Genomic DNA, 19605 nt, shown 5'->3' on the forward strand with positions numbered 1-19605 from the left:
CGTCACCGACGCCTGCCCTCCCCTACGCAGCCCCTTTCCCCGAGGAGAGTGCGCCATCAACGCGTCCAGCCCTCCCGCTGCCGTCGAACTGCGCGGCATCACCAAGCGTTTCCCCGGTGTCGTGGCCAACAAGGACATCGACATCACCGTCCGCACCGGCACCGTGCACGCCCTGTGCGGTGAGAACGGTGCCGGCAAGTCCACCCTGATGAAGATCCTCTACGGCATGCAGCAGCCGGACGAGGGCACCATCACGGTGAACGGCGAGACGGTCACCTTCCACAACCCCGCCGACGCCATCGCCCGCGGCATCGGCATGGTGCACCAGCACTTCATGCTCGCCGACAACCTCACCGTGCTGGAGAACGTCGTCCTGGGCGCGGAGAAGCTGTACGGCATCGGCGCCAAGGCCCGCGCGAAGATCAGGGAGATCTCCGACGCGTACAGCCTGAACGTCCGGCCCGACGTCCTCCTGGAGGAACTCGGTGTCGCCGACCGCCAGCGCGTGGAGATCCTCAAGGTCCTCTACCGCGGCGCCAAGACCCTCATCCTCGACGAACCCACGGCCGTCCTCGTGCCGCAGGAGGTCGACGCCCTCTTCGCCAACCTGCGGGAACTGAAGGCGGAAGGCCTCACGGTCATCTTCATCTCCCACAAGCTCGGTGAGGTCCTGTCCGTCGCCGACGAGATCACCGTCATCCGCCGCGGCACCACCGTCGGCACGGTCGAGCCCGCCGGTACGACTCCCAAGCAGCTCGCCGAGCTGATGGTCGGCAGCGAACTGCCCACCCCGGAGACCGAGGAGTCCACGGTCACGGATGTCCCGCTGCTGAAGCTGGACGGCCTGCGCCTGGCCCAGACCGACCTCGACGGCGTCGAGCGCATCATCCTCGACGACATCTCCTTCACCATCCACAAGGGCGAGGTCCTCGGCATCGCCGGCGTGGAGGGCAACGGCCAGTCGGAACTGGTCGAGGCGATCATGGGCATCCGCGACCCCGACGCCGGTGTCATCACGCTCGACGACACCGACATCTCCCACGCGCCCACCCGCCGCCGCCGCGAGGCCGGCGTCGGCTACATCCCCGAGGACCGCCACCGCCACGGCCTGCTCCTCGAGGCCCCGGTGTGGGAGAACCGCATCCTCGGCCATGTCACCGAGAAGCCCAACTCCCGTGGCCAGCTGCTCGACATCAAGGCGGCCCGCACCGACACCGAGCGCATCGTCGAGGCGTACGACGTCCGCACCCCCGGTATCGACGTCACCGCGGCCTCCCTCTCCGGCGGCAACCAGCAGAAGCTGATCGTCGGCCGTGAGATGAGCCACGCGCCCAAGCTGCTCATCGCCGCCCACCCCACCCGCGGTGTGGACGTCGGCGCGCAGGCCGCGATCTGGGACCACATCCGCGAGGCCCGCCGCGAGGGCCTGGCCGTGCTGCTGATCTCCGCCGACCTGGACGAGCTCATCGGGCTCTCCGACACCCTGCGGGTGATGTACCGCGGCCGACTGGTCGCCGACGCCGACCCCGCCACGATCACCCCCGAGGAGCTGGGCTCCGCCATGACGGGTGCGGCCACCGGCCACCTGGAGCACACAGAGGCCTCCGGCCCGGAGAGCACAGAGGACGACGCCCGATGAAGAAGCTGACGCAACGCATCGACAGGGAGCGGCTGCTCCTCGGCATCGCGGCGCCGCTGCTGGCGGTCGTCGCCGCGCTCGTCGTCACCACCCTGGTGATCCTCGCCACCGGCAAGAGCCCGGGCGCCGCCTTCAGCGACATGGTGACCTACGGCTCCGCCAGCGACAGCCAGATCTACATCCTGAACAAGGCGACGACGTACTACCTGGCGGGCGTCTCGGTGGCCATCGGCTTCCGGATGAACCTGTTCAACATCGGCGTCGACGGCCAGTACCGGATCGCCGCGTTCGTCGCCGCCGTCCTCGGTGGCGCGCTGACCACGCCGGGCTGGATCTCCATCCCGCTGATCATCCTGTGCGCGATGGCGACCGGCGCCCTGTGGGCGGCCATCGCGGGCATCCTGAAGGTGACCCGAGGGGTCAGCGAGGTCATCTCGACGATCATGCTCAACTCGATCGCCACCGCGATCATCGCCTATCTGCTCCAGCCCGGAAAGCTCGCCGAGCTCCAGGCCGGCGGCACGGTCGTCTCCACGACGCCGCTGCCGAAGTCGTCGTACTTCTTCCAGATCGACACCGGCGCCGCGGGCGAGCTGTGGGGCTTCATCGTCATCGCCGTGCTCGTCGGCATCGCCTACTGGTTCGTGCTCGGCCGTACCCGCTTCGGCTTCGACCTGCGCACCGTCGGCCAGTCCGAGTCCGCCGCCGCCGCGAGCGGTGTGTCCGTGAAGAAGATGATCGCGACCAGCATGGTGATCTCGGGCGCGGTGGCCGGTCTGATCGGCATGCCGACCCTGCTCAACGACAGCCACCAGTTCAGCAACGACTTCCCCGTGGGCATCGGCTTCACCGGCATCGCCATCGCGCTGCTCGGCCGCAACAACCCGGTGGGCATCGCGCTGGGCGCCCTGCTGTGGGGCTTCCTGGAACGCACCACCAACCACCTGGAGTTCGAGGGCTACGACAAGGAGATCCTCGGCGTCATCCAGGGCGTCATCGTCCTGTGCGTCGTCATCGCCTACGAAGTCGTACGACGCTACGGACTCAAGCGCCAGCAGCAGCGGGTCGGCGCCGAGCTCGCCGCCCAGGCCGCAGCCCCCACCCAGAAGCAGGAGGTGGCGTGATGACTGCCACGATGACCGACACGCCGCCCCCCGCGGCACCCAAGGCGGGCACCGCCACCCGGTCGGGCCGTTCGCTCGGCCAGATCCTGCTGATCGTCGCCGGAGCGCTGCTGCTCATCGCGGCCGTCCGCGTCATCTCCGGCTCCGACCAGCTGACCTCCGAGGGCCAGGTCTCCGCCGCGCTCAGCCTCGCCGTACCGATCGGACTCGCCGGACTCGCCGGTCTGTGGTCCGAGCGGGCCGGCGTGGTCAACATCGGCCTCGAAGGCATGATGATCCTCGGCACCTTCGGCGCCGGCTGGATCGGCTGGCAGTCCAGCCCCTGGCTCGGCCTGCTGTGCGGCATCGGCTTCGGTGTCCTGGGCGGCCTGCTGCACGCGGTCGCGACCGTCACCTTCGGTGTCGACCACATCGTCTCCGGTGTCGCGATCAACCTGCTCGCGCTCGGCGCCACCCAGTACCTCGCCAAGCTCTTCTTCGTGGACGGCGACGCGGCCGAGGCGGGCGGCAACCCCAAGCAGTCCCCGCCGGTCGACTCGCTGCCCAGCTTCGACGTCCCGGGCCTGTCCAGCGGGCTGCACTCCATCGAGAACCACCACTGGTTCCTGATCTCCGACATCGCGGGCATCCTCGGCGGTCTGTTCACCGACCTGTCCATCGTGACGGTCCTGGCGGTCGCGCTGTTCGTCGGCAGCTGGTGGCTGCTGTGGCGCACCGCGTTCGGCCTGCGCCTGCGTTCCTGCGGCGAGAACCCGATCGCCGCCGAGTCCCTCGGCGTCAACGTCTACAAGTACAAGTACGCGGCCGTGGCCGTCTCCGGCGGCCTCGCCGGCCTCGGCGGTGCCTTCCTCGCGCTGGTCACCTCGCACACCTACCTGGAGGGCCAGACCGGCGGGCGCGGCTACATCGGTCTCGCCGCCATGATCTTCGGCAACTGGCGTCCCGGCGGACTCGCCATGGGCGCCGGCCTGTTCGGCTACTCCGACGCGCTCCAGCTGCGCAACGGCGGCGAGACCGTCCACGCGTTGCTGCTCCTGCTGTTCGTGCTGCTCCTGGCGATGGCCGGCTGGAAGCTGTACAAGAAGGCGCACTGGCAGGGCGGCATCAGCCTCATGGTGGCCGCAGGCGTCCTGGTCTGGTACCTGACCACCGACGAGGTCCCCAGCGACTTCGTGGGCGCCACCCCGTACGTCGTCACGCTGCTGGTGCTGTCGCTGTCCGCGCAGCGGCTGCGGATGCCCAAGGCGGACGGCATGCGCTACCGGAAGGGCCAGGGCAAATGACGGACGTCGACTGGGACGCGCTGCGGGAGGTGGCCCGGGACGCGATGTCCCACGCGTACGCCCCCTACTCCGGCTACCCGGTCGGTGTCGCGGCCCTCGTCGACGACGGCCGCACGGTCTCGGGCTGCAACGTCGAGAACGCGTCGTACGGGATCGGACTGTGCGCCGAGTGCGGCCTGGTCTCCGAGCTCCAGCGCACCGGCGGCGGCCGGCTGACGCACTTCACGTGCGTGGACGGCAGGGGCGACATCCTCGTCCCGTGCGGGCGCTGCCGGCAGCTGCTGTACGAGTTCGGCGGCGCGAGCCTGCTCCTGGAGACCCCGGCGGGCATCCTGCCCCTGTCCGAGATGCTTCCCCAGGCCTTCGGGCCGGATCATCTCACCAAGTAACTCCCGTACGGCCCCCCTGAGTTGGTTGCCTGCCTCCTCAGGGGGGCCGCGCGGTTCCCCAGAACGACCGGTTCCCAGAACCACCGGAAGGAAGCCAAGCCATGACGCTCCTGTCGATGGATGTCATCTCCGTCATCCGCACCAAGCGGGACCGCGGTGAACTCAGTGACGATCAGATCGACTGGGTCATCGACGCGTACACGCGCGGCGAGGTCGCCGACGAGCAGATGTCCGCGCTCGCCATGGCGATCCTGCTCAACGGCATGAACCGCCGCGAGATCGCCCGCTGGACCGCCGCGATGATCGCCTCCGGCGAGCGCATGGACTTCGCCTCCCTGTCCCGCCCGACCGCCGACAAGCACTCCACGGGAGGCGTCGGCGACAAGATCACGCTGCCCCTCGCCCCCCTGGTGGCGGCCTGCGGCGCGGCCGTCCCCCAGCTCTCGGGCCGTGGCCTCGGCCACACCGGCGGCACACTGGACAAGCTGGAGTCGATCCCGGGCTGGCGGGCGCTGCTCTCCAACGAGGAGATGCTGAGCGTCCTCGACGGCACCGGCGCGGTGATCTGCGCGGCGGGCGACGGTCTGGCCCCCGCCGACAAGAAGCTGTACGCGCTGCGCGATGTGACCGGGACGGTCGAGGCGATCCCGCTGATCGCCTCGTCGATCATGTCGAAGAAGATCGCGGAGGGCACGGGCTCGCTGGTCCTGGACGTGAAGGTGGGAACCGGCGCCTTCATGAAGACCATCGAGGACGCGCGGGAGCTGGCGTCCACGATGGTGGGCCTGGGCACCGACCACGGTGTGAAGACGGTGGCCCTCCTCACGGACATGTCGACGCCGCTCGGCCTGACGGCGGGCAACGCGCTGGAGGTACGGGAGTCGGTCGAGGTCCTCGCGGGCGGCGGCCCGGCCGATGTGGTCGAACTGACGATCGCCCTGGCCCGGGAGATGCTCGACGCGGCCGGCATCCGCGACGCCGACCCGGCGAAGGCGCTGGCCGACGGCTCCGCGATGGACGTGTGGCGCCGGATGATCGCGGCCCAGGGCGGCGACCCGGACGCCCCGCTGCCCACGTCACGGGAACAGCACGTCATCAAGGCCCCGACCTCGGGTGTCCTGACCCGCCTGGACGCGTACGGCATCGGCGTGGCCGCCTGGCGCCTCGGCGCGGGACGCGCGCGCAAGGAGGACCCGGTGCAGGCAGGCGCGGGCATCGAACTCCACGCCAAGCCCGGCGACACGCTCACGGCAGGCCAGCCCCTGCTGACCCTCCACACGGACACCCCGGAACGCTTCGAGTACGCCCTCCAGTCGATCGAGGGTTCGTACGACATCGGGGCCCCGGACACGGCGTTCACCACGGCACCGGTGGTGCTGGAACGGATCGCCTGAGCCCGCAGCGGGAAGAGGACGCGTGAGCCCGGGGGAGTGAGTCCCCCCCGGGCGCGCCTCGTTCGCTCAGCCCAGCAGGGCCGCGACCACCACCAGTACCGGTACCGCCAGTACCGTCGACAGGAGGATCGATTCGCGGGCCAGGGTTTCCGCCACCCGGTAGCGGCTCGCGTAGGTGAAGAGGTTCTGGGCGGCGGGTAGCGCCGACGTCACCACCACGTCGAGCAGGGGCGCGCCGTGCAGGCCGAAGACACCCGCGCCCAGGGCCCAGGCGGCCACCGGCTGGCCCACCGACTTCAGGGCGACCGACAGCAGGACGGGCGTGCGCTCCCGGCCGCGCAGTGGCAGCGTGCTCGCGCTCAGCGAGATGCCGAACGCCAGGAGCACCGCGGGCACGGACATGCCGCCGATGAGTTTCAGCGGGTCGAGGATCGGCGCGGGGACACCGATGCCCGCCGCCGACACCAGCACCCCGGACAGCGAACCGACCGCGACGGGATTGCGCAACGGCGTGATCAACTGCCGCCACAGCGGCCCCTTCTCACCGGGGCCCGTCAGATCGAGGACGGTCAGCGCGATCGGCGTGACCACGATCGTCTGGAACAGCAGCACGGGCGCCACGAGCGAGGCATCGCCCAGCACGTACACCGCGATCGGGATACCGAGGTTCCCGGAGTTGACGTAGCTGGAGCAGAGCGCGCCGATCGTCGTACGTCCGGCACCCCAGCGGCGTACGACGCCCACCGCGACGAAGACACTCGCGGCCGCGATCGTGCTCAGCGCGGTGATCAGGAGCCGGCTGGAGAAGATCACCGACAGGTCGGCCCGGGCGAGCGTGGTGAACAGCAGTGCCGGGGTGGCGACGTGGAAGGCGAGCTTGGTCAGGACCTCGCGCCCGTTGTCCCCGAGGTAGCCGCGCAGCCCGATCGCGTAACCGACGCCGATGACCATGGCGATCACCGCGAACCCGGTCAGCACGCCTTGCATGCGGCCTCCGTCATGGGCGGGAAGGGAGGCAGGTGTCGCGGGCCGTGGGGTATCGCGGAGGGGGGTGGTTCGTGGGGCATACACGTAACCCTCGGGGGGAGGAGGGGCGCGCGTCAAAGCGATCTCAACGGGTGGGCGATGAGTTGGGGGCCGCCGCCCGGTCTACCCTTCGTGGACGCCATGACACCCGCTGTACTCGTGTTGGCCGGCCCCGTCACCCGTGAGCAGGTGCCCGGGCTGTGCGAGGCCTTGCGTGCGTTGCTGGAAGCTGAAGCCGGAGGCGGAGCCAGCAGGGGAGGCGGTGGGGGGCGTGAGCCGGTCGTCGTCTGTGATGTGGCGGGGCTGGGGCCACCGGGGCTGGGCTCCGTGGAACTGCTGGCCCGGCTCCAGCTGACCGCCCGCCGGGCCGGAGGCCGCATACGCCTCCGGGAACCGGCCCCCGCCCTACTCGCCTTTCTCGACCTGGTCGGTCTCGCCTTCGACATCGAGGGGGAGCGAGAGGGGGAGGTCGAACAGCGGGAACCAGCGCTTCGTGTCGAGGAAGCAGTGGAATCCGGTGATCCGGCCATCTGAGATCTCCAGCACCTGGACCGCCCAGGGGGAGAAACCGCCCGTCTCCTCGTCCGGCTTGTACTGCGCGAAGCCCGGCAGCCCGTTGACCGCGACCGGCACGAGATGCGAGCCCGCGCAGGCGGCGCCAAGGGTCGTCATGAAGCCCGTGATGTCCTGCGGTCCGGTCAGCCACAGGTCGAACGGCGGCATCGTCATGACGGCGTCCTCGTGCAGCAGCGCGGTGAGGGCCGTCATGTCGTACCCCTCGAACGCGGCGACGTAGCGTTCGAGCAGTTTCTGCTGCTCCTCGCTGAGCGGGTCGGAGACGGCACCGGCAGCGGAGCCGCTCCCGTCCCGGTCCCGCTCGGCGAGTGTCGCCCGGGCCCGCTGGAGGGCACTGTTGACGGACGCGACCGACGTCTCGAGAAGCTCCGCGACCTCGCTCGCCTTCCAGGCCAGCACCTCGCGGAGGATCAGCACGGCCCGTTGTTTCGCGGGCAGTTGCTGCAGGGCCGCCATGAACGCCAGCCGGACGGACTCCTTGGCCACGGCCGCCTCCGCCGGGTCCTCGACGGTGGGCAGCACGCGGGCGTCCGGCATGGGTTCCAGCCAGGTGTTGTCGGGGCGGGGGGAGAGGGCCGCGCGGGCGAGGGGGGTGGAGTCGGTGAGGTCCATGGGGCGGGCGCGCTTGTTGCCCGCGGTGAGCATGTCCAGGCAGACGTTCGTGGCGATGCGGTAGAGCCACGAACGGAGACTCGACCGGCCCTCGAACTTCTCGTAACTCCGCCAGGCGCGGACCATGGTGTCCTGCACGGCGTCCTCGGCCTCGAAGGAGGAGCCGAGCATGCGGTAGCAGTACCCGGTCAGTTCGACGCGATGCTGTTCGAGCTTCACGTCGAGGTCTGTCGCAGTGGCCGTAGCCGCACTGTCACCCATTGCCAACCCGCCCCATGGCTGCCCTTGTCGCACCGTCGCGACCCAACACGAGAAAGCTAGCGCAGGCCACTGACAACGGCCCTGGGAGCGAAGAAAGGTGCAGGTGAGAGAGTTTTCGCCCCCGCCGCCCCTACCTGTCCCATCCTGTCCCCGGGGGCTGCGCCCCCAGACCCCTAACGGCTCCCCTAACGGCTTCCCTAACGGCCCTGAACGGGCGCCGCCGCGGCAGGAAGGGCGGCCGGCCCGTCGGCTTCGACAAGACGATCTACGAGCGAGGGAACGAAATTGAGCGAACGATCAACGCGCTGAAGAACTCCCGGGCCGGGGCCACGAGATTCGACAAGCGCGCCTATGTCTTCCACGGCACCGCCACCGTTGCTTCGATCCGCCTTTGGCTCAAGCGTGATCATTTGGCCTTCGTGACAAGATCTGGGGGTGACGACGTTGTTCCTGACGGTTGGCCTGCCCGGAGCCGGAAAGACCACGAGAGCTCGACAGCTGGCCAAGGAGCACAACGCGCTGCGGCTGACGCCGGATGAGTGGATGCTCCCACTGTTCGGCGATCCTCAGCCGGCCGGGAAGCGCGATGTGCTGGAAGGACGGCTGCTTTGGCTGGGTCTGGAGGCGCTGAAACTGGGAACGAACGTGGTCCTGGATTTCGGGTGCTGGTCTCGTGACGAGAGGTCCGCGATCCGCTGGTTGGTCATGTCTGGGAGCGCGTCCTGTCAACTCGTGTACGTGCCGGTGGACCTTGAGACCCAACGTGCTCGGATCGCCCATCGCCAGTCGACCACCCCTCATCAGACCTTCGTGATGAGCGAGACGGACCTCTTGCACTGGAGGACGCTGTTCGAGGAGCCCGACGCCACGGAACTCGATGGACATGAGGTAGGAGGTCCGCCTCCTGGGTGGTCAGGATGGCTGGAGTGGGCCGCCGACCGGTGGCCATCGCTCGCGTGACCGTCCGGCCCACCATGACGTCGCCCAGTAACGCAGCCGTGCCGGAGCGCCGAGCCCGGAAAGATCCGCCGGACAGGCCCTGGTGGAGATCGGCGCGCGGTGAACGCCCGGTGCCGGGAAGTCGCTTCGAGCGAGTAGTAGCGTGTCGCCCCCGTGCTGGAGTTCACGGCCGGTATCGGCACCCTCATTGCCCTGTCCTCGTGGGTTGAGTGCGGGGCTATTCCCGTTTTCTGGGGGGTGCATCGGATGATCTGGCGGGGGGTCCGGCGTGACTGATCAGAGTTGCCCGACTACGGCGCGGGCATACGCTTGATGTGAGGTGAGTGCCGATGTCCACAGGGTTGGCAGACAACGTCAGGAAGTTGCGCCGTACGGCCGGACTCAGTCAGGAGGGTTTGGCCGAGGCGGCGGATCTCTCGCTGAGCACTGTGCGCAAGGCGGAGCAGGGCGGGCACGTCAGCATGGACACTCTTGGTGCCCTTGCCCGTGCGTTGGGGGTTTCGACGTCTGCCTTGTTCGCCACGGATACGCCGAAGTCCGTAGTCGGTGCGGAGGATGAGGCGAACCGTCGCTATCTTGCGGAGCTGAGGCGGGCGCTCATGCCCCCTGTCGGGCTCTCGGTGCCGCTGTCTGAACCTGGCGAATGCTGATGAAGTGTCCGTCATCCGGCAAGGCGTGCAGGACGGCCACGCGCTCTACCAGGCGGACCGGTACACGTCTGTCGCACGTAAGTTGCCTGGCTTGCTGCGTTCTTCCGAAGCCGCCGTCGCCACTCTCGAAGGTGAGGAGCAGCAGCACGCCACGATCGCGCGGGCTCATGCGCTGTTGCTCACGGGCAAGTACCTGACTCAGGTCCGGCAGTACGACATGGCCTATTTCGCGCTCGCCGAGGCCATCCGTCTTGCGCGAGAAACGGGCCAGACTCAGTTGGCGGCAACGGGGGTTGTGGGGCTGTGCTGGCTGTTGCTGAGGCAGGACCGGTTCGACGAGTCCGAACAGCTTGCGGCGCAGACGGCGCAGGAGGTCGAACCGCGAATGTCCGGAGCGACACCCGCGAGCCTCGCTGTGTGGGGCGAGTTGTGGCTGAGGGTTGCGGCGGCATCGGTGCGCAACAACCGGCCGGACGTAGCGCAGGAAGCCCGCAGGATGGCACGGACCTCCGGGGGCGCGCTGGAGGGTGAACACGTCGACTTCCCCACGCACTGGAGCGCGTTCGGTCCCGTCACTGTTGAGGCGAAAGCTGTTGAGGACCTGTCGCTGATCGGCGATTCGCGGGGCGTGCTGCGCCGGGCCGACGACGGACCGTTGAGCGCCAGAGGGGTGCGGAACTACGGGACGTTGAGCACCAACAACTGGGGCCGTCACCGGCTGGACGTCGCTCGCGCTCACGTCGCGCTCGGGTCGCACCAGGACGCCATGGACGAGCTGACCCTCATCCGCCGTACGTCCAGCGAGTGGATGACCCATCAGCCCATGGCCCGGCGCGTGATGGCGGACATCCTCAAAACTCGCAAGCGGACGCTGACGGAAGACATGCGCAGCATGGCGGCGCATCTCCGGGTCGCCGGCTAGCCGTTGCGGAGCGTGGTAGTTCGGTCGCAAAGGGCGCTGAACTATCGCTGTGAGCACGTGGATTGAGCTTCTGAGTACCCGTAGGTTCCCTCTGCCAAGCAACTCCAAAGGGGGCCGAAGCGATGCAGAGAACGGACAGCGACCGGCAGCAGCGGTGCGGGACAGCCGATGTGCGATCGGGACACCGACCGCGGTTACTGCCCTGGACGACAGAGGACGGCAAACGGTGCTTGCTGAGCACCGACGATGATGGCGGATTCATGTCCCGGCTCGCCGACGACTTCGAAGCCGCGCAGCTCGCCATGGGCGCGGACACCCTCACGCAAGCGTCCAAGGTGCTGGACGACCTCATGTCCACGCATGCCGAGGTGCGGTACACGCTGCTGCGTGTGACGGAGTGCCTGACTGACGCACTGCGGATCGCAGAAAGCCGGGGGCTGCGCCTGTCTGTACCCGAGAGCAGTGAAGACGACGAGGATGACGAAACCGACGACAGCCCCCAACAGCCCGCCGAGGCATCTGTATGAGGCGCGCCGTTCTGCGCTACGTCCCCCACACGATCCGTCATGAACCGGAAGGCGGAGTCACCTTCGAAGCCTTCTGCGTGACACCCGGCTGCGACGAAAATTCCAGCTCGCAGGAAGAGCAGGAAACGGCGCAGGACTGGTGTCTGCGCCACACCGGCCGTACTGGTCATGACCTCTTCCGCCGAGTCGTCACCGATCATGCCCGCGTGACCCGGGACGAATGACCAGATCCGCTGAGCGAGGGCGAGAATCACGGCTCAGCTCGTTGGACTGCCCCATCTGCGATCTCATCTGCGGTGATGAGTCCCGCGTCCTCACAGAGATCTCGCATGAATCGGCCGCATGCAGGATTCTCCATGCGCAGCAAGCCGCCGCCGAGCTTCAGGTAGTGCCGCTCGGGCGTGACATAGCGGCGAACCAAGGCCAGCAACTCGGCATCATCGTGAGGATTGCTCACCGCCACCCTCGAACGGCTCCGCGTCGACCGCCAGCTCGAAGAAGCCCTCACCCACGGTGCCGACCCGCTCCACCTTGCACTGGTCTTCGGTATCGACGAGAAGACCGCCATCCGCTACGCGGACTCGGCGCGGGCACTGCTGGAACAGACAGCCCAGCACCCAACGTCGCCCTCGGGAAAATAACTTGGCCCAGACTGACGGGACTTGAAGAATGACGGCCATGCAGATTCGACAGGCATGGCCTGATGATGCGTCAGCGGTCGCAGGTGTCTACGTGCGCTCCTGGCAGTCGGCCTTTGCCGGTCTTGTTCCCCAGCACTACCTCGACGCCATGGACCCAAGCCGCGAAGAGTCCGAGTGGAAGACACGGATCGCGGAAACACGGTGGCCGTCGTCGGGGGTACTGGTAGCCGAAACCGAGGCCGGGATCGTCGGATTCGCAAGTTTCGGCCCGTCTCAGGACATCCCTGTCACCGCGGAAATCGGCACGCTCTACGCGATGCCCGAGGTCTGGGGCACAGGGATCGGAAAGCAGTTGATGGCGGCCACGTTGGCGGCTCTCGGACAGGCCGACTACACACAGGCCACCTTGTGGGTCCTGGAAGACAACGAACGTGCCCGGCGCTTCTACGAAGCCGCCGGCTGGGGCGCAGACGGCGCGGCCGTGGAGGACTCCACCGGCGGCGCCTCTCTCAACAAGTTGCGCTACCGCCGCCCTCTTGACTAGATGATTGAGTCCAAGGGCTCGTAGCCGTAGGCCGCCAGCGAGCGGTGTCGCATGTCGCTGCCATCGCTCGCCCAGCACGTGCAAGGCGTGCCCGTTTCATCCTGGCGGTCAGCGGAGAGCACGCGACGCATGCTTCAGCAACTCGGAGGACGTCTCGTGGTCGGGGCCCTGCTTGGGAATGGCCTTGAGTCTCCAGTGACTGGAGACAGCAGAGTGGGGGACATGGACGTTACGACCCTCTACTCGATCGGGGAGCTCTCCCGGCGGACCGGCTTGTCTGTGAGGACCATCCGGTTCTACTCCGATTCGGGGGTGGTAGCGCCGACCACCCGTAGTCCCGCCGGCTATCGGCTCTACGACCTCGACGCACTGCTTCGTCTGGAACTCCTCCGCACACTGCGCGAGCTGGGCATGGACCTGGCCACGATTCAACGGGTACTGGACCGCGAGCTCTCGGTGGCGGAAGTCGCCGCGGCGCACGCCGACGCCATGGACGTCCAGATCCGGGTGCTGCAACTGCGTCGGAGCGTTCTGCGAGTCGTGGCCAGACGCGGGTCCAGTCCCGAGGAGACCACACTCATGCACAGGCTCACACAGTTGTCCGGCGAGGAACGCCGACGTTTGATCGACGATTTCGTGGATGGCACCTTCGGCCCAGTGGATGCCGACCCGACCGCGGTGGCCATGGTTCGCGCTGCCACTCCCGACCTCCCCGATGATCCGACCAGCGAGCAGGTCGCCGCGTGGGTGGAGCTCGCCGAGCTGGTCGGCGACGAGGATTTCCGTGCCCGGATGCGCCGGACGGCCGTACGTCAGGCCGCCGGGCGCCCGCTCGACATCGAATGCGATGCCGGCGAGGAACTGATGGAATTCACCCGTCAGAAGGTGGCCGAGGCCATGGAGTCGGGCATCGACCCGCTCAGCGACAGGGGCGCACCCGTCATCGACGACCTCGTGCGCCGCTTCGCCGAGGTGCTCGCGCGCACCCCTGACACGGGATTCCGGGACTGGATGGCCCAGCAGTTCGACGAGGCGCACGATCCCCGGGTAGATCGATACTGGCGGCTGGTGTGGATCGTCAACGGCTGGCAGATAGTACCGAACCTGATCCCGGTGTACCCCTGGCTCATCCAGGCCCTGCGAAATGACCGTGACGCATAGTCACCGCAGTGGGCACGCCCCGATCCCTGAATGAGTCCAGGGGATCGCCTGCGGACATGAGACAAGGGCGTCGAACGTCGATGTGTGACTAACGACCTGGACACCCTCGCAACGGCACTGTATGCCCGGATTGACGACGAGTTGAAGGCTTCGCCGTGGCTGGCGCCGTGGCTGGCGCCGTGGCTGGCGCCGTGGCTGGCGCCGTGGCGGCCTGCCGTCGGAATCACGCCCACGCTCAGTGACGCCGAGCTGATCACGCTCGCGGTCATGTCGGCGCTGCTCGGATACACCTCTGAGCGGCGCTGGCTTCGCCGCGTCGGGCGGGACTTCGGCCACCTGTTTCCCTACGTGCCCCAGCAGTCCGGCTACAACAAGCGGCTGCGCGCCGCGTTCTCACTGCTCACCAGCATGATCCGGATCGTGGCCCGCGATACCTCACTGTGGAGCGACGATGTGTGGCTGGTCGACTCCACACCGGTCGGTTGCGGTTGCTCCCGTGAGACGGTCAAACGCTCGGACCTGGCAGGTTGGGCCCAGTACGGCTACTGCGCATCACACTCGCGATACTTCTGGGGGCTGCGTCTGCACCTGGTGTGCACACTCGGCGGACTGCCGGTCCTGTTCGCACTCACCGGGGCCAAGGCGGACGAGCGCGAAACGCTGCGCGACATGCTCGATACCGCGCCAGACGTCCTCGCTGTTCACCCCGGGCAGACGATCATTGGGGACAAGAACTACTTCGGCCGCGAGTTCGAGTACGGCCTTGCCGAGCGTCACCTGAAGTTGCTGCGGCCAGCCCGTAAGGGGGAAGCCGAGCGGGCCGGGGCGCACCTGTTCAAACCGCTGCGGCAGGTTATCGAGTCGATCAATCAGACCTTCAAAGGGCAGCTCGACCTGGAACGACACGGCGGCAAGAGCGCTGCAGGGGTGTCAGCCCGGGTCTTGTGCCGGATCCTCGCACTCACAGCGGTGATCTGGCACAACGACCAAACTGGACAGCCCATCAAGCGATCACTCACGGCCTACGATCACTGACCGCAACAACACCCCTTGGACTCATTCATCTAGGCCTGTCTCAAAGTCCGGCTCATTTGATCTTGTGGCAAGATCGCGGGATGCTACGACTAACCGACTTCATCATCGATTGCCCGGACACGATGAAGCTGGCAGCCTTCTACTCCGAGGTGACGGGGCTCCCCGTCAAGGAGGGTAGTAACGAGAACTGGGCCGGTATCCAGTTCGGCGAGATCGAACTGGCCTTCATCCAGGTGGAGGACTACCGCGCCCCGCGGTGGCCCGACAGCGCGCACCCCAAGCAGTTCCACCTGGACTTCGAAGTCGACGACATCGAGGCCGAACAGTGCCGCGTCCTGGCCCTCGGCGCGACCCTGCAGCGGGACTGCATCGGCACCGAGGGCTACGGCTTCCGCGTCTATGCCGACCCCATTGGCCACCCCTTCTGCCTCTGCCGCAACAAGGGTGTCATCTGGACCGATCAGGGCCTCATCTGGCCCAAGCGCGACTAGGCCGTGTTTTAGAACTCGCTGACCTGCATGGTTGGCCGTCCGGGGAAGTCGCGGGCGGCCAACCAGATGGTGAGGTCGCGGGCGATGTCGTTGATGCTGGTCGCCGTGGTGACCTCGTGCACGTTGCGGGCGGTGTCACGGCGGACGATCTCGTAGCCGCCTTCGTCGAGAACGGCCACGGAGGCGAACCAGACGGGGTCGTCCTCGTCGGGCTGGACGACCACGAAGGTGTTGTCGGAGTCGTTGAGGTCACTGATCATCATGAACAGCGCGTCTTCGGAGGGGTCGTCGATGCGGTCGCCGTTCTCGCTGTCGGCGCCGTAGTACTGAGCCCCCATCGTTGCCTCTCCTTCGCTGTTGACCCGGGTCGTGGTCAGCATGGCATGAGGAACCGACAGCTCAGGCCGGTCACAGCCATTCACCGATCGCGGCGATCAGGACGGTGGCTTCGAAGCGGACGGCGAGCTTGTCGACCGGGTGGCGACCGCGCGGTTGCGCTAGAGTCGGTTGATCCCGCACTCGACCGCGTGCCGGGCCTTGTAGTCCTCGCGATCGAAGGCAGGGGGCCGTCCGCCGGCCTTCCCACGTCGTTTGCGGTTGGCGGCCTGGTCGGCAGGTTCCGGGATCGTGCAGCGGATTCCGCGCTTTCGGAGGTAGGCCCGGTTGGCGCGGGAGGAGTACGCCTTGTCGCCCCGCACTCGCAGCGGCCGGACACGGGGGCGGCCCGGTCCGGTGCGGGGCACCCGGATGCCTTCCAGGACGGCGGCGAACTGAGGACTGTCACCGCGCTGACCTGCGGTGACGAGCAGCGGCAGCGGTCGTTGGCCTTGCTCGCAGGCCAGATGGATCTTGGTGGTGAAGCCTCCCCGTGACCGGCCCAGGCCGTGGTCCTCGGGCTCGGTGCGGGTTCCGCCTGGCGGTTCCTTCTGGGCCTGGCCGTCGCGGCGGGCTCCCGCGGCATGCTGATGGGCCCGGCAGATCGTGGAGTCGACGTTGACCTCCCACGTGATCAGCCCGTCCGCGTCCGCCCGGGCCTGCAGCCGGGTCAGCAGTTCGGGCCAGGTGCCGTCGCGTTGCCAGCGGCGAAAGAGTCCGTAGACGGTCTGCCATGGCCCGTACTCCGACGGCAGATCCCGCCACGGAGCACCGGTCCGCACCCGCCACCGGATCCCGTCTATCAGTTTCCGCCGACCCAACGACGGCCGCCCCAGCACCACGACCGGCAACAGCGGCTCCAGCACAGCCCACTGCCCGTCAGAAAGATCCCCTCGTCCCACACCGCGATCATTGCGATGCGGGACGAGGAGCAGAGCCGACTTTCAAAAAACGGCCTAGCCCGCTCCCCGTCTTGTCCGTCTACGAAGCCCGGAAGCGGCGTGGTCGCGGGTTCGAGTCGAACTCGCGGGTCCGATGCCGTTCGGCATGACGACGGAACCCTGGGTTCCCGGCGAGGACTCTGCGGTTTGCGTGAACCCGCGGGACTCAAGGCCCTGTTCTTGTATAGCTACGGCGAGCGGACATGTAGCGCTGAGTAGCTGCCAGAACCCTCGTTTTCTCCGCTCTGGCTGCCTCGTTGAGCTGAATGAGTGACGGCGAGGGGTGGGGCGAATGATTAGGGCAGGTGCCGGAGGATCGCCCGGTACGCGGGCCCTTCCATGTAATCGTCGTCGGGGGCGACCCGATCGACCTTGGGCGGACCGTATAAGGGTTCCCACGTGTCGAACCACGGCGTCCGGGGGCCGACGTACACGGTCCCGTGCTCGGGGAACTGGTCGGCGGTGATGTCGGCGACAAGGCCCTCCCGCTCTGCCCAAGCATGGGTCTCGTGCGGGTTCTCCCTTTCGCCTCAGGCGTACAGCCAGCCGTCCAGACCCCGCTCGGCGAGGTAGGTGCACAGCATGACCGTGGCCGCGCCGTAGCTCCCCTGAGGGAAGTCCCGGAACCCTGGGTGTGGTGCGTCGAGGTCGCCGGCCTGCTTGGCGTCCTCGATGGCGCGGCGGAAACGGGTGGCCTCCAGCAGCACGTGATCTTCGTACGAAGCCATGGCCGGGAACCTACCTGGTGCGGTGAGAGGCAGCGGGTAGGCGCTCTGACGGCCCTTACGTACCTACGGCCGCTTGAGCGGGATGCGTCCGCAGTCGATCGCTTCGGCGGCCTCGTTCTCGTCGTAGCTCATGGTGCCTTCGCCGTGGCAGTCCTCGCAGGTGTCCCACACGAGGGAGTAGCCGTCGGGTGCTTCGTCGTCTTCCTGGCCGACCTGGATGGATCCTTCACCGTCGCATTCGAGGCAGTCGAAGACGTACTCGCCGGGTTCCAGCGCCAGTTCGTCGGCCCACGCCTCGAAGTCGTCGACATCAGTGTCGGGCGCGCTCGAGCGGGCGCGGGCGAGGACAGCGATTCCTCCGGCGAGCACCGCCATCGCGCCGACGGCCACGGCCGCCCGGCCTACGGGGCCGAGGCGGTCCCAGCGGGCGACGATACGCCGGCGCAGCGGCGGCCTGGTCTCGGCGTCGTCTGCTGGCTTCTGTGGTCCGTCGGTCATCGTGTGCCCTCGAGTGAAGTGGAGTAGTGGCAAGGGGCGTTCAGTGTGGCAGGAGCGCGGCCGCGACAGGGCGGGAATACAGTGATCCCGGCCTACAGCTACGCGGCCGCGCAGCCCCGTGTAGTTCCTCAGCGCTACATGTCCGTTCGCCGTAGCTATACGAGAACAGCAGTTGGCACTTGTGCCGAAGTACGTGCTCAGATCCAAGGCCCGCAGGTCAGCCGCCGTAGAGGCCCCACTCGTCGAGCCCCCCGTAGATGTGCGCTTCGAGGCATTGCGGGGCATCAAGGCCCACAGCCTCACCCCGGTACACGGCGATGAGGGAGTCCTTGCCCCGCCACCACGAGTCGGTCACACCCTGTACTTCGGGCACTGGCTCGAATTCACCGAGATCCAGTGCATCGACGGCCTTGCGCGTGACTCTTGTGACGGTTGTGGCCCAGCGGCGGGCATGAGCGGCGAGCGCCAGGGATTCCACCCATCCGTCAGTGCTGGCATGCAGGGGCGACCAGCGGTAGGCGTCGATACCGAACGCACCGTCGGGGCCGATCACGAAACTGTAGGCCATGGACACCCGGCAGTCGCCTGCCGGGAACGACCAGCCTTCTGCGGGCACCTCCTCGGGGCAGTCGGCGTCCAAGACGCGCGGACCGCCCTCGTAGAACGGGGCCGGGGGCAGGGCGAGGCCGCCCCAGCGGTCCTGGAAGGCAGTTACCCGTTCGATCTCCGCAGCGGGGATCCCGTGCTTGAGCCACGCGTCGCGGTGTCGTCGGAAGTCCTGCCGGCGAACGCGGATGCCCTCCGTCTCGATGAACCGCTGGGCCCTGCGGCTCAGGCCGGCAGGCGCGACCGGGACGGGCGATACGGGCTGGTCAGCCATTACCGCTGCTCGCCATCACCGGCGTGGAGCACGGCCGACGCAATCTCCCGCACACGCTCCAGGCTGATCCCTGTGCGCTGCTCGATGGCGAGGGGGTGGTCGGTGGGCTCCAGCTCGACGAAGGGGCGCTCGCCGACCGGACGGGTATGAACGCGAGTCTTCAGGTTGAGCGTCGTCGCTGGGTACACCGGAAGATCGGTGGTGAGCCAGCCGAAGTACGGCTTCTCGGCCTCGCGGCCGGGCCTATCCCACAGATCTGAGGCCCGGGAGAAGCCTTCTCGGCTGAGCGAGACCCAGACACCCCAGGAGAACACCTCGTCACTGCCGATGACCGGTATCTCGATCAGGCCCTTTACGAAGTAGTGCTGCGCGCGGACCACGCACTGGTCCGTAGAGAGCAAGCAGTCGTCAGCGTTGGCGAAGGCCGGATCCCACACGGCGGGGGCCTCGGCCGTGTAGTTCATCGGCAGCTCAGGGTGGTGGGCCCCGCAGCACGCGCAGGTGAACCCCAAATCACTGGTCATGGGCTCGGAGCCTAGCGACGGATTTCAGACGCACCCGAAGGGGGCTTGCCGGGCCACCGCTCTTTGCGCGGCCAACTACCGCGCTACCCGACCACAGCTGGTTGCCCCGATGACAGGTGATGGCAAGCGGCTTCCCTGGCGTCTTGGCACTGGAATGCCGCAGCTACGGAACAAGTGCACTCCGCCAACACATACGTCCCTCGCTCGGTGCCCACTTCACGGGACTGGGGGACAACGCCATGCACTCCGAGGAACTGTTCCCGGAAGTCCCGGTCCGCCCTGGTCGCCGTCGGCCGCTGCTGACAGACGAGAGGAGCCCTGTTTGGCCATGCGCCGGGCCGGCCTCTCCGCCCTCTCACAGAACTACTAGTCGCGAGTGTCCGGTGGACGGGCCGGGATGCCAGGGTCCCGGACTGGACGCAGG

At 67.8% G+C, this 19605-nt stretch carries 23 protein-coding genes and 3 pseudogenes; 17 read left to right on the plus strand and 9 right to left on the minus strand.

The window, feature by feature from the left end:
• The first annotated feature begins 121 nt into the window (after window positions 1-121).
• The 5 genes from PV396_RS33470 (at window position 122) to PV396_RS33490 (ending at window position 5829) form a co-directional block, all read left to right on the plus strand.
• Window positions 122-1639 (plus strand): ABC transporter ATP-binding protein, encoded by a 1518-nt coding sequence (locus tag PV396_RS33470; protein ID WP_416071521.1) that lies wholly within the window; start codon window positions 122-124, stop codon window positions 1637-1639.
• Window positions 1636-2763, plus strand: a complete 1128-nt coding sequence (locus PV396_RS33475) for an ABC transporter permease (protein ID WP_319211082.1) — start codon at window positions 1636-1638, stop codon at window positions 2761-2763. The genes PV396_RS33470 and PV396_RS33475 overlap by 4 nt, the downstream gene beginning before the upstream one ends.
• Window positions 2763-4046: an ABC transporter permease gene (locus PV396_RS33480; protein WP_319211084.1), complete on the plus strand. Its 1284-nt coding sequence runs from the start codon at window positions 2763-2765 to the stop codon at window positions 4044-4046. The genes PV396_RS33475 and PV396_RS33480 overlap by 1 nt, the downstream gene beginning before the upstream one ends.
• A complete protein-coding gene (locus PV396_RS33485; RefSeq protein ID WP_319211086.1) occupies window positions 4043-4435 on the plus strand; it encodes a cytidine deaminase in 393 nt (130 codons plus the stop codon). The genes PV396_RS33480 and PV396_RS33485 overlap by 4 nt, the downstream gene beginning before the upstream one ends.
• A gap of 110 nt (window positions 4436-4545) precedes the next feature.
• Window positions 4546-5829: a thymidine phosphorylase gene (locus PV396_RS33490; RefSeq protein WP_319211381.1), complete on the plus strand. Its 1284-nt coding sequence runs from the start codon at window positions 4546-4548 to the stop codon at window positions 5827-5829.
• A 66-nt stretch (window positions 5830-5895) separates the two neighbouring features.
• On the opposite strand, the gene PV396_RS33495 is transcribed toward PV396_RS33490, so the two are convergent.
• Window positions 5896-6816, minus strand: a complete 921-nt coding sequence (locus tag PV396_RS33495) for an AEC family transporter (protein ID WP_319211088.1) — start codon at window positions 6814-6816, stop codon at window positions 5896-5898.
• Window positions 6817-6996: 180 nt separating this feature from the next.
• On the opposite strand from PV396_RS33495, the pseudogene PV396_RS33500 reads away from it, so the two are divergent.
• A pseudogene (locus PV396_RS33500) lies at window positions 6997-7230 on the plus strand (hypothetical protein); the annotation flags it as partial.
• Between the two features lie 30 nt (window positions 7231-7260).
• Here PV396_RS33500 and PV396_RS33505 read toward each other — a convergent pair.
• Window positions 7261-8304, minus strand: a complete 1044-nt coding sequence (locus PV396_RS33505; RefSeq protein WP_319211090.1) for a sigma-70 family RNA polymerase sigma factor — start codon at window positions 8302-8304, stop codon at window positions 7261-7263.
• Window positions 8305-8513: 209 nt separating this feature from the next.
• Here PV396_RS33505 and PV396_RS33510 point away from each other — a divergent pair.
• The 6 genes and pseudogenes from PV396_RS33510 to PV396_RS33535 form a co-directional block, all read left to right on the plus strand.
• Window positions 8514-8705 (plus strand): annotated as a pseudogene (locus PV396_RS33510) (IS5/IS1182 family transposase); the annotation flags it as partial.
• A gap of 34 nt (window positions 8706-8739) precedes the next feature.
• Window positions 8740-9264 (plus strand): ATP-binding protein, encoded by a 525-nt coding sequence (locus PV396_RS33515; protein WP_319211092.1) that lies wholly within the window; start codon window positions 8740-8742, stop codon window positions 9262-9264.
• Window positions 9265-9593: 329 nt separating this feature from the next.
• Window positions 9594-9914 (plus strand): helix-turn-helix transcriptional regulator, encoded by a 321-nt coding sequence (locus PV396_RS33520; RefSeq protein WP_319211094.1) that lies wholly within the window; start codon window positions 9594-9596, stop codon window positions 9912-9914.
• Window positions 9915-9918: 4 nt separating this feature from the next.
• Window positions 9919-10836, plus strand: a complete 918-nt coding sequence (locus PV396_RS33525) for a transcriptional regulator (protein WP_319211096.1) — start codon at window positions 9919-9921, stop codon at window positions 10834-10836.
• A gap of 230 nt (window positions 10837-11066) precedes the next feature.
• On the plus strand, window positions 11067-11363 hold the full coding sequence (locus tag PV396_RS33530; protein WP_319211098.1) for a hypothetical protein: 297 nt from the start codon (window positions 11067-11069) through the stop codon (window positions 11361-11363).
• Entirely contained in the window at window positions 11360-11587 is a 228-nt protein-coding gene (locus tag PV396_RS33535; RefSeq protein ID WP_319211099.1) for a hypothetical protein, read from the plus strand. Before PV396_RS33530 ends, PV396_RS33535 begins: the two co-directional genes overlap by 4 nt.
• A 26-nt stretch (window positions 11588-11613) precedes the next feature.
• Here PV396_RS33535 and PV396_RS33540 read toward each other — a convergent pair whose 3' ends face one another.
• On the minus strand, window positions 11614-11820 hold the full coding sequence (locus PV396_RS33540; RefSeq protein ID WP_416071522.1) for a DUF6000 family protein: 207 nt from the start codon (window positions 11818-11820) through the stop codon (window positions 11614-11616).
• Between PV396_RS33540 and PV396_RS33545 the strand changes: the two genes are divergently transcribed.
• The 5 genes from PV396_RS33545 (at window position 11813) to PV396_RS33565 (ending at window position 15235) form a co-directional block, all read left to right on the plus strand.
• Window positions 11813-12004 (plus strand): hypothetical protein, encoded by a 192-nt coding sequence (locus PV396_RS33545; protein ID WP_319211100.1) that lies wholly within the window; start codon window positions 11813-11815, stop codon window positions 12002-12004. The genes PV396_RS33540 and PV396_RS33545 overlap by 8 nt on opposite strands.
• A 37-nt stretch (window positions 12005-12041) precedes the next feature.
• Complete coding sequence (locus PV396_RS33550) at window positions 12042-12548, plus strand: GNAT family N-acetyltransferase (protein WP_319211101.1); 507 nt, start codon at window positions 12042-12044, stop codon at window positions 12546-12548.
• 222 nt (window positions 12549-12770) lie between these two features.
• Window positions 12771-13709, plus strand: a complete 939-nt coding sequence (locus PV396_RS33555; RefSeq protein ID WP_319211102.1) for a MerR family transcriptional regulator — start codon at window positions 12771-12773, stop codon at window positions 13707-13709.
• A gap of 84 nt (window positions 13710-13793) precedes the next feature.
• The gene (locus PV396_RS33560; protein WP_319211105.1) at window positions 13794-14744 is read left to right on the plus strand and encodes an IS982 family transposase; all 951 of its coding nucleotides are present in this window, start codon (window positions 13794-13796) and stop codon (window positions 14742-14744) included.
• A gap of 80 nt (window positions 14745-14824) precedes the next feature.
• Entirely contained in the window at window positions 14825-15235 is a 411-nt protein-coding gene (locus tag PV396_RS33565; protein WP_319211107.1) for a VOC family protein, read from the plus strand.
• A gap of 8 nt (window positions 15236-15243) precedes the next feature.
• On the opposite strand, the gene PV396_RS33570 is transcribed toward PV396_RS33565, so the two are convergent.
• The 6 genes and pseudogenes from PV396_RS33570 to PV396_RS33595 all read right to left on the minus strand — a co-directional run bounded on the left by PV396_RS33570 (window position 15244) and on the right by PV396_RS33595 (window position 19121).
• Window positions 15244-15615, minus strand: coding sequence for a hypothetical protein (locus tag PV396_RS33570; RefSeq protein WP_319211109.1), 372 nt, complete (start codon window positions 15613-15615; stop codon window positions 15244-15246).
• A 28-nt stretch (window positions 15616-15643) separates the two neighbouring features.
• Window positions 15644-16512, minus strand: a pseudogene (locus tag PV396_RS33575) (IS5 family transposase).
• Between the two features lie 569 nt (window positions 16513-17081).
• Window positions 17082-17279: a hypothetical protein gene (locus PV396_RS33580; protein ID WP_319211111.1), complete on the minus strand. Its 198-nt coding sequence runs from the start codon at window positions 17277-17279 to the stop codon at window positions 17082-17084.
• Window positions 17280-17342: 63 nt separating this feature from the next.
• The gene (locus tag PV396_RS33585) at window positions 17343-17777 is read right to left on the minus strand and encodes a hypothetical protein (protein WP_319211112.1); all 435 of its coding nucleotides are present in this window, start codon (window positions 17775-17777) and stop codon (window positions 17343-17345) included.
• A 217-nt stretch (window positions 17778-17994) separates the two neighbouring features.
• Window positions 17995-18657 carry a hypothetical protein gene (locus PV396_RS33590; protein WP_319211113.1) on the minus strand — a complete coding sequence of 221 codons (663 nt, stop codon included), beginning with the start codon at window positions 18655-18657 and terminating at the stop codon, window positions 17995-17997.
• Window positions 18657-19121: a DUF2199 domain-containing protein gene (locus PV396_RS33595; RefSeq protein WP_319211383.1), complete on the minus strand. Its 465-nt coding sequence runs from the start codon at window positions 19119-19121 to the stop codon at window positions 18657-18659. The genes PV396_RS33590 and PV396_RS33595 overlap by 1 nt, the downstream gene beginning before the upstream one ends.
• Window positions 19122-19605 lie beyond the last annotated feature (484 nt).

This window comes from Streptomyces sp. ME02-8801-2C (assembly GCF_033793965.1).
Taxonomy (GTDB): domain Bacteria; phylum Actinomycetota; class Actinomycetes; order Streptomycetales; family Streptomycetaceae; genus Streptomyces.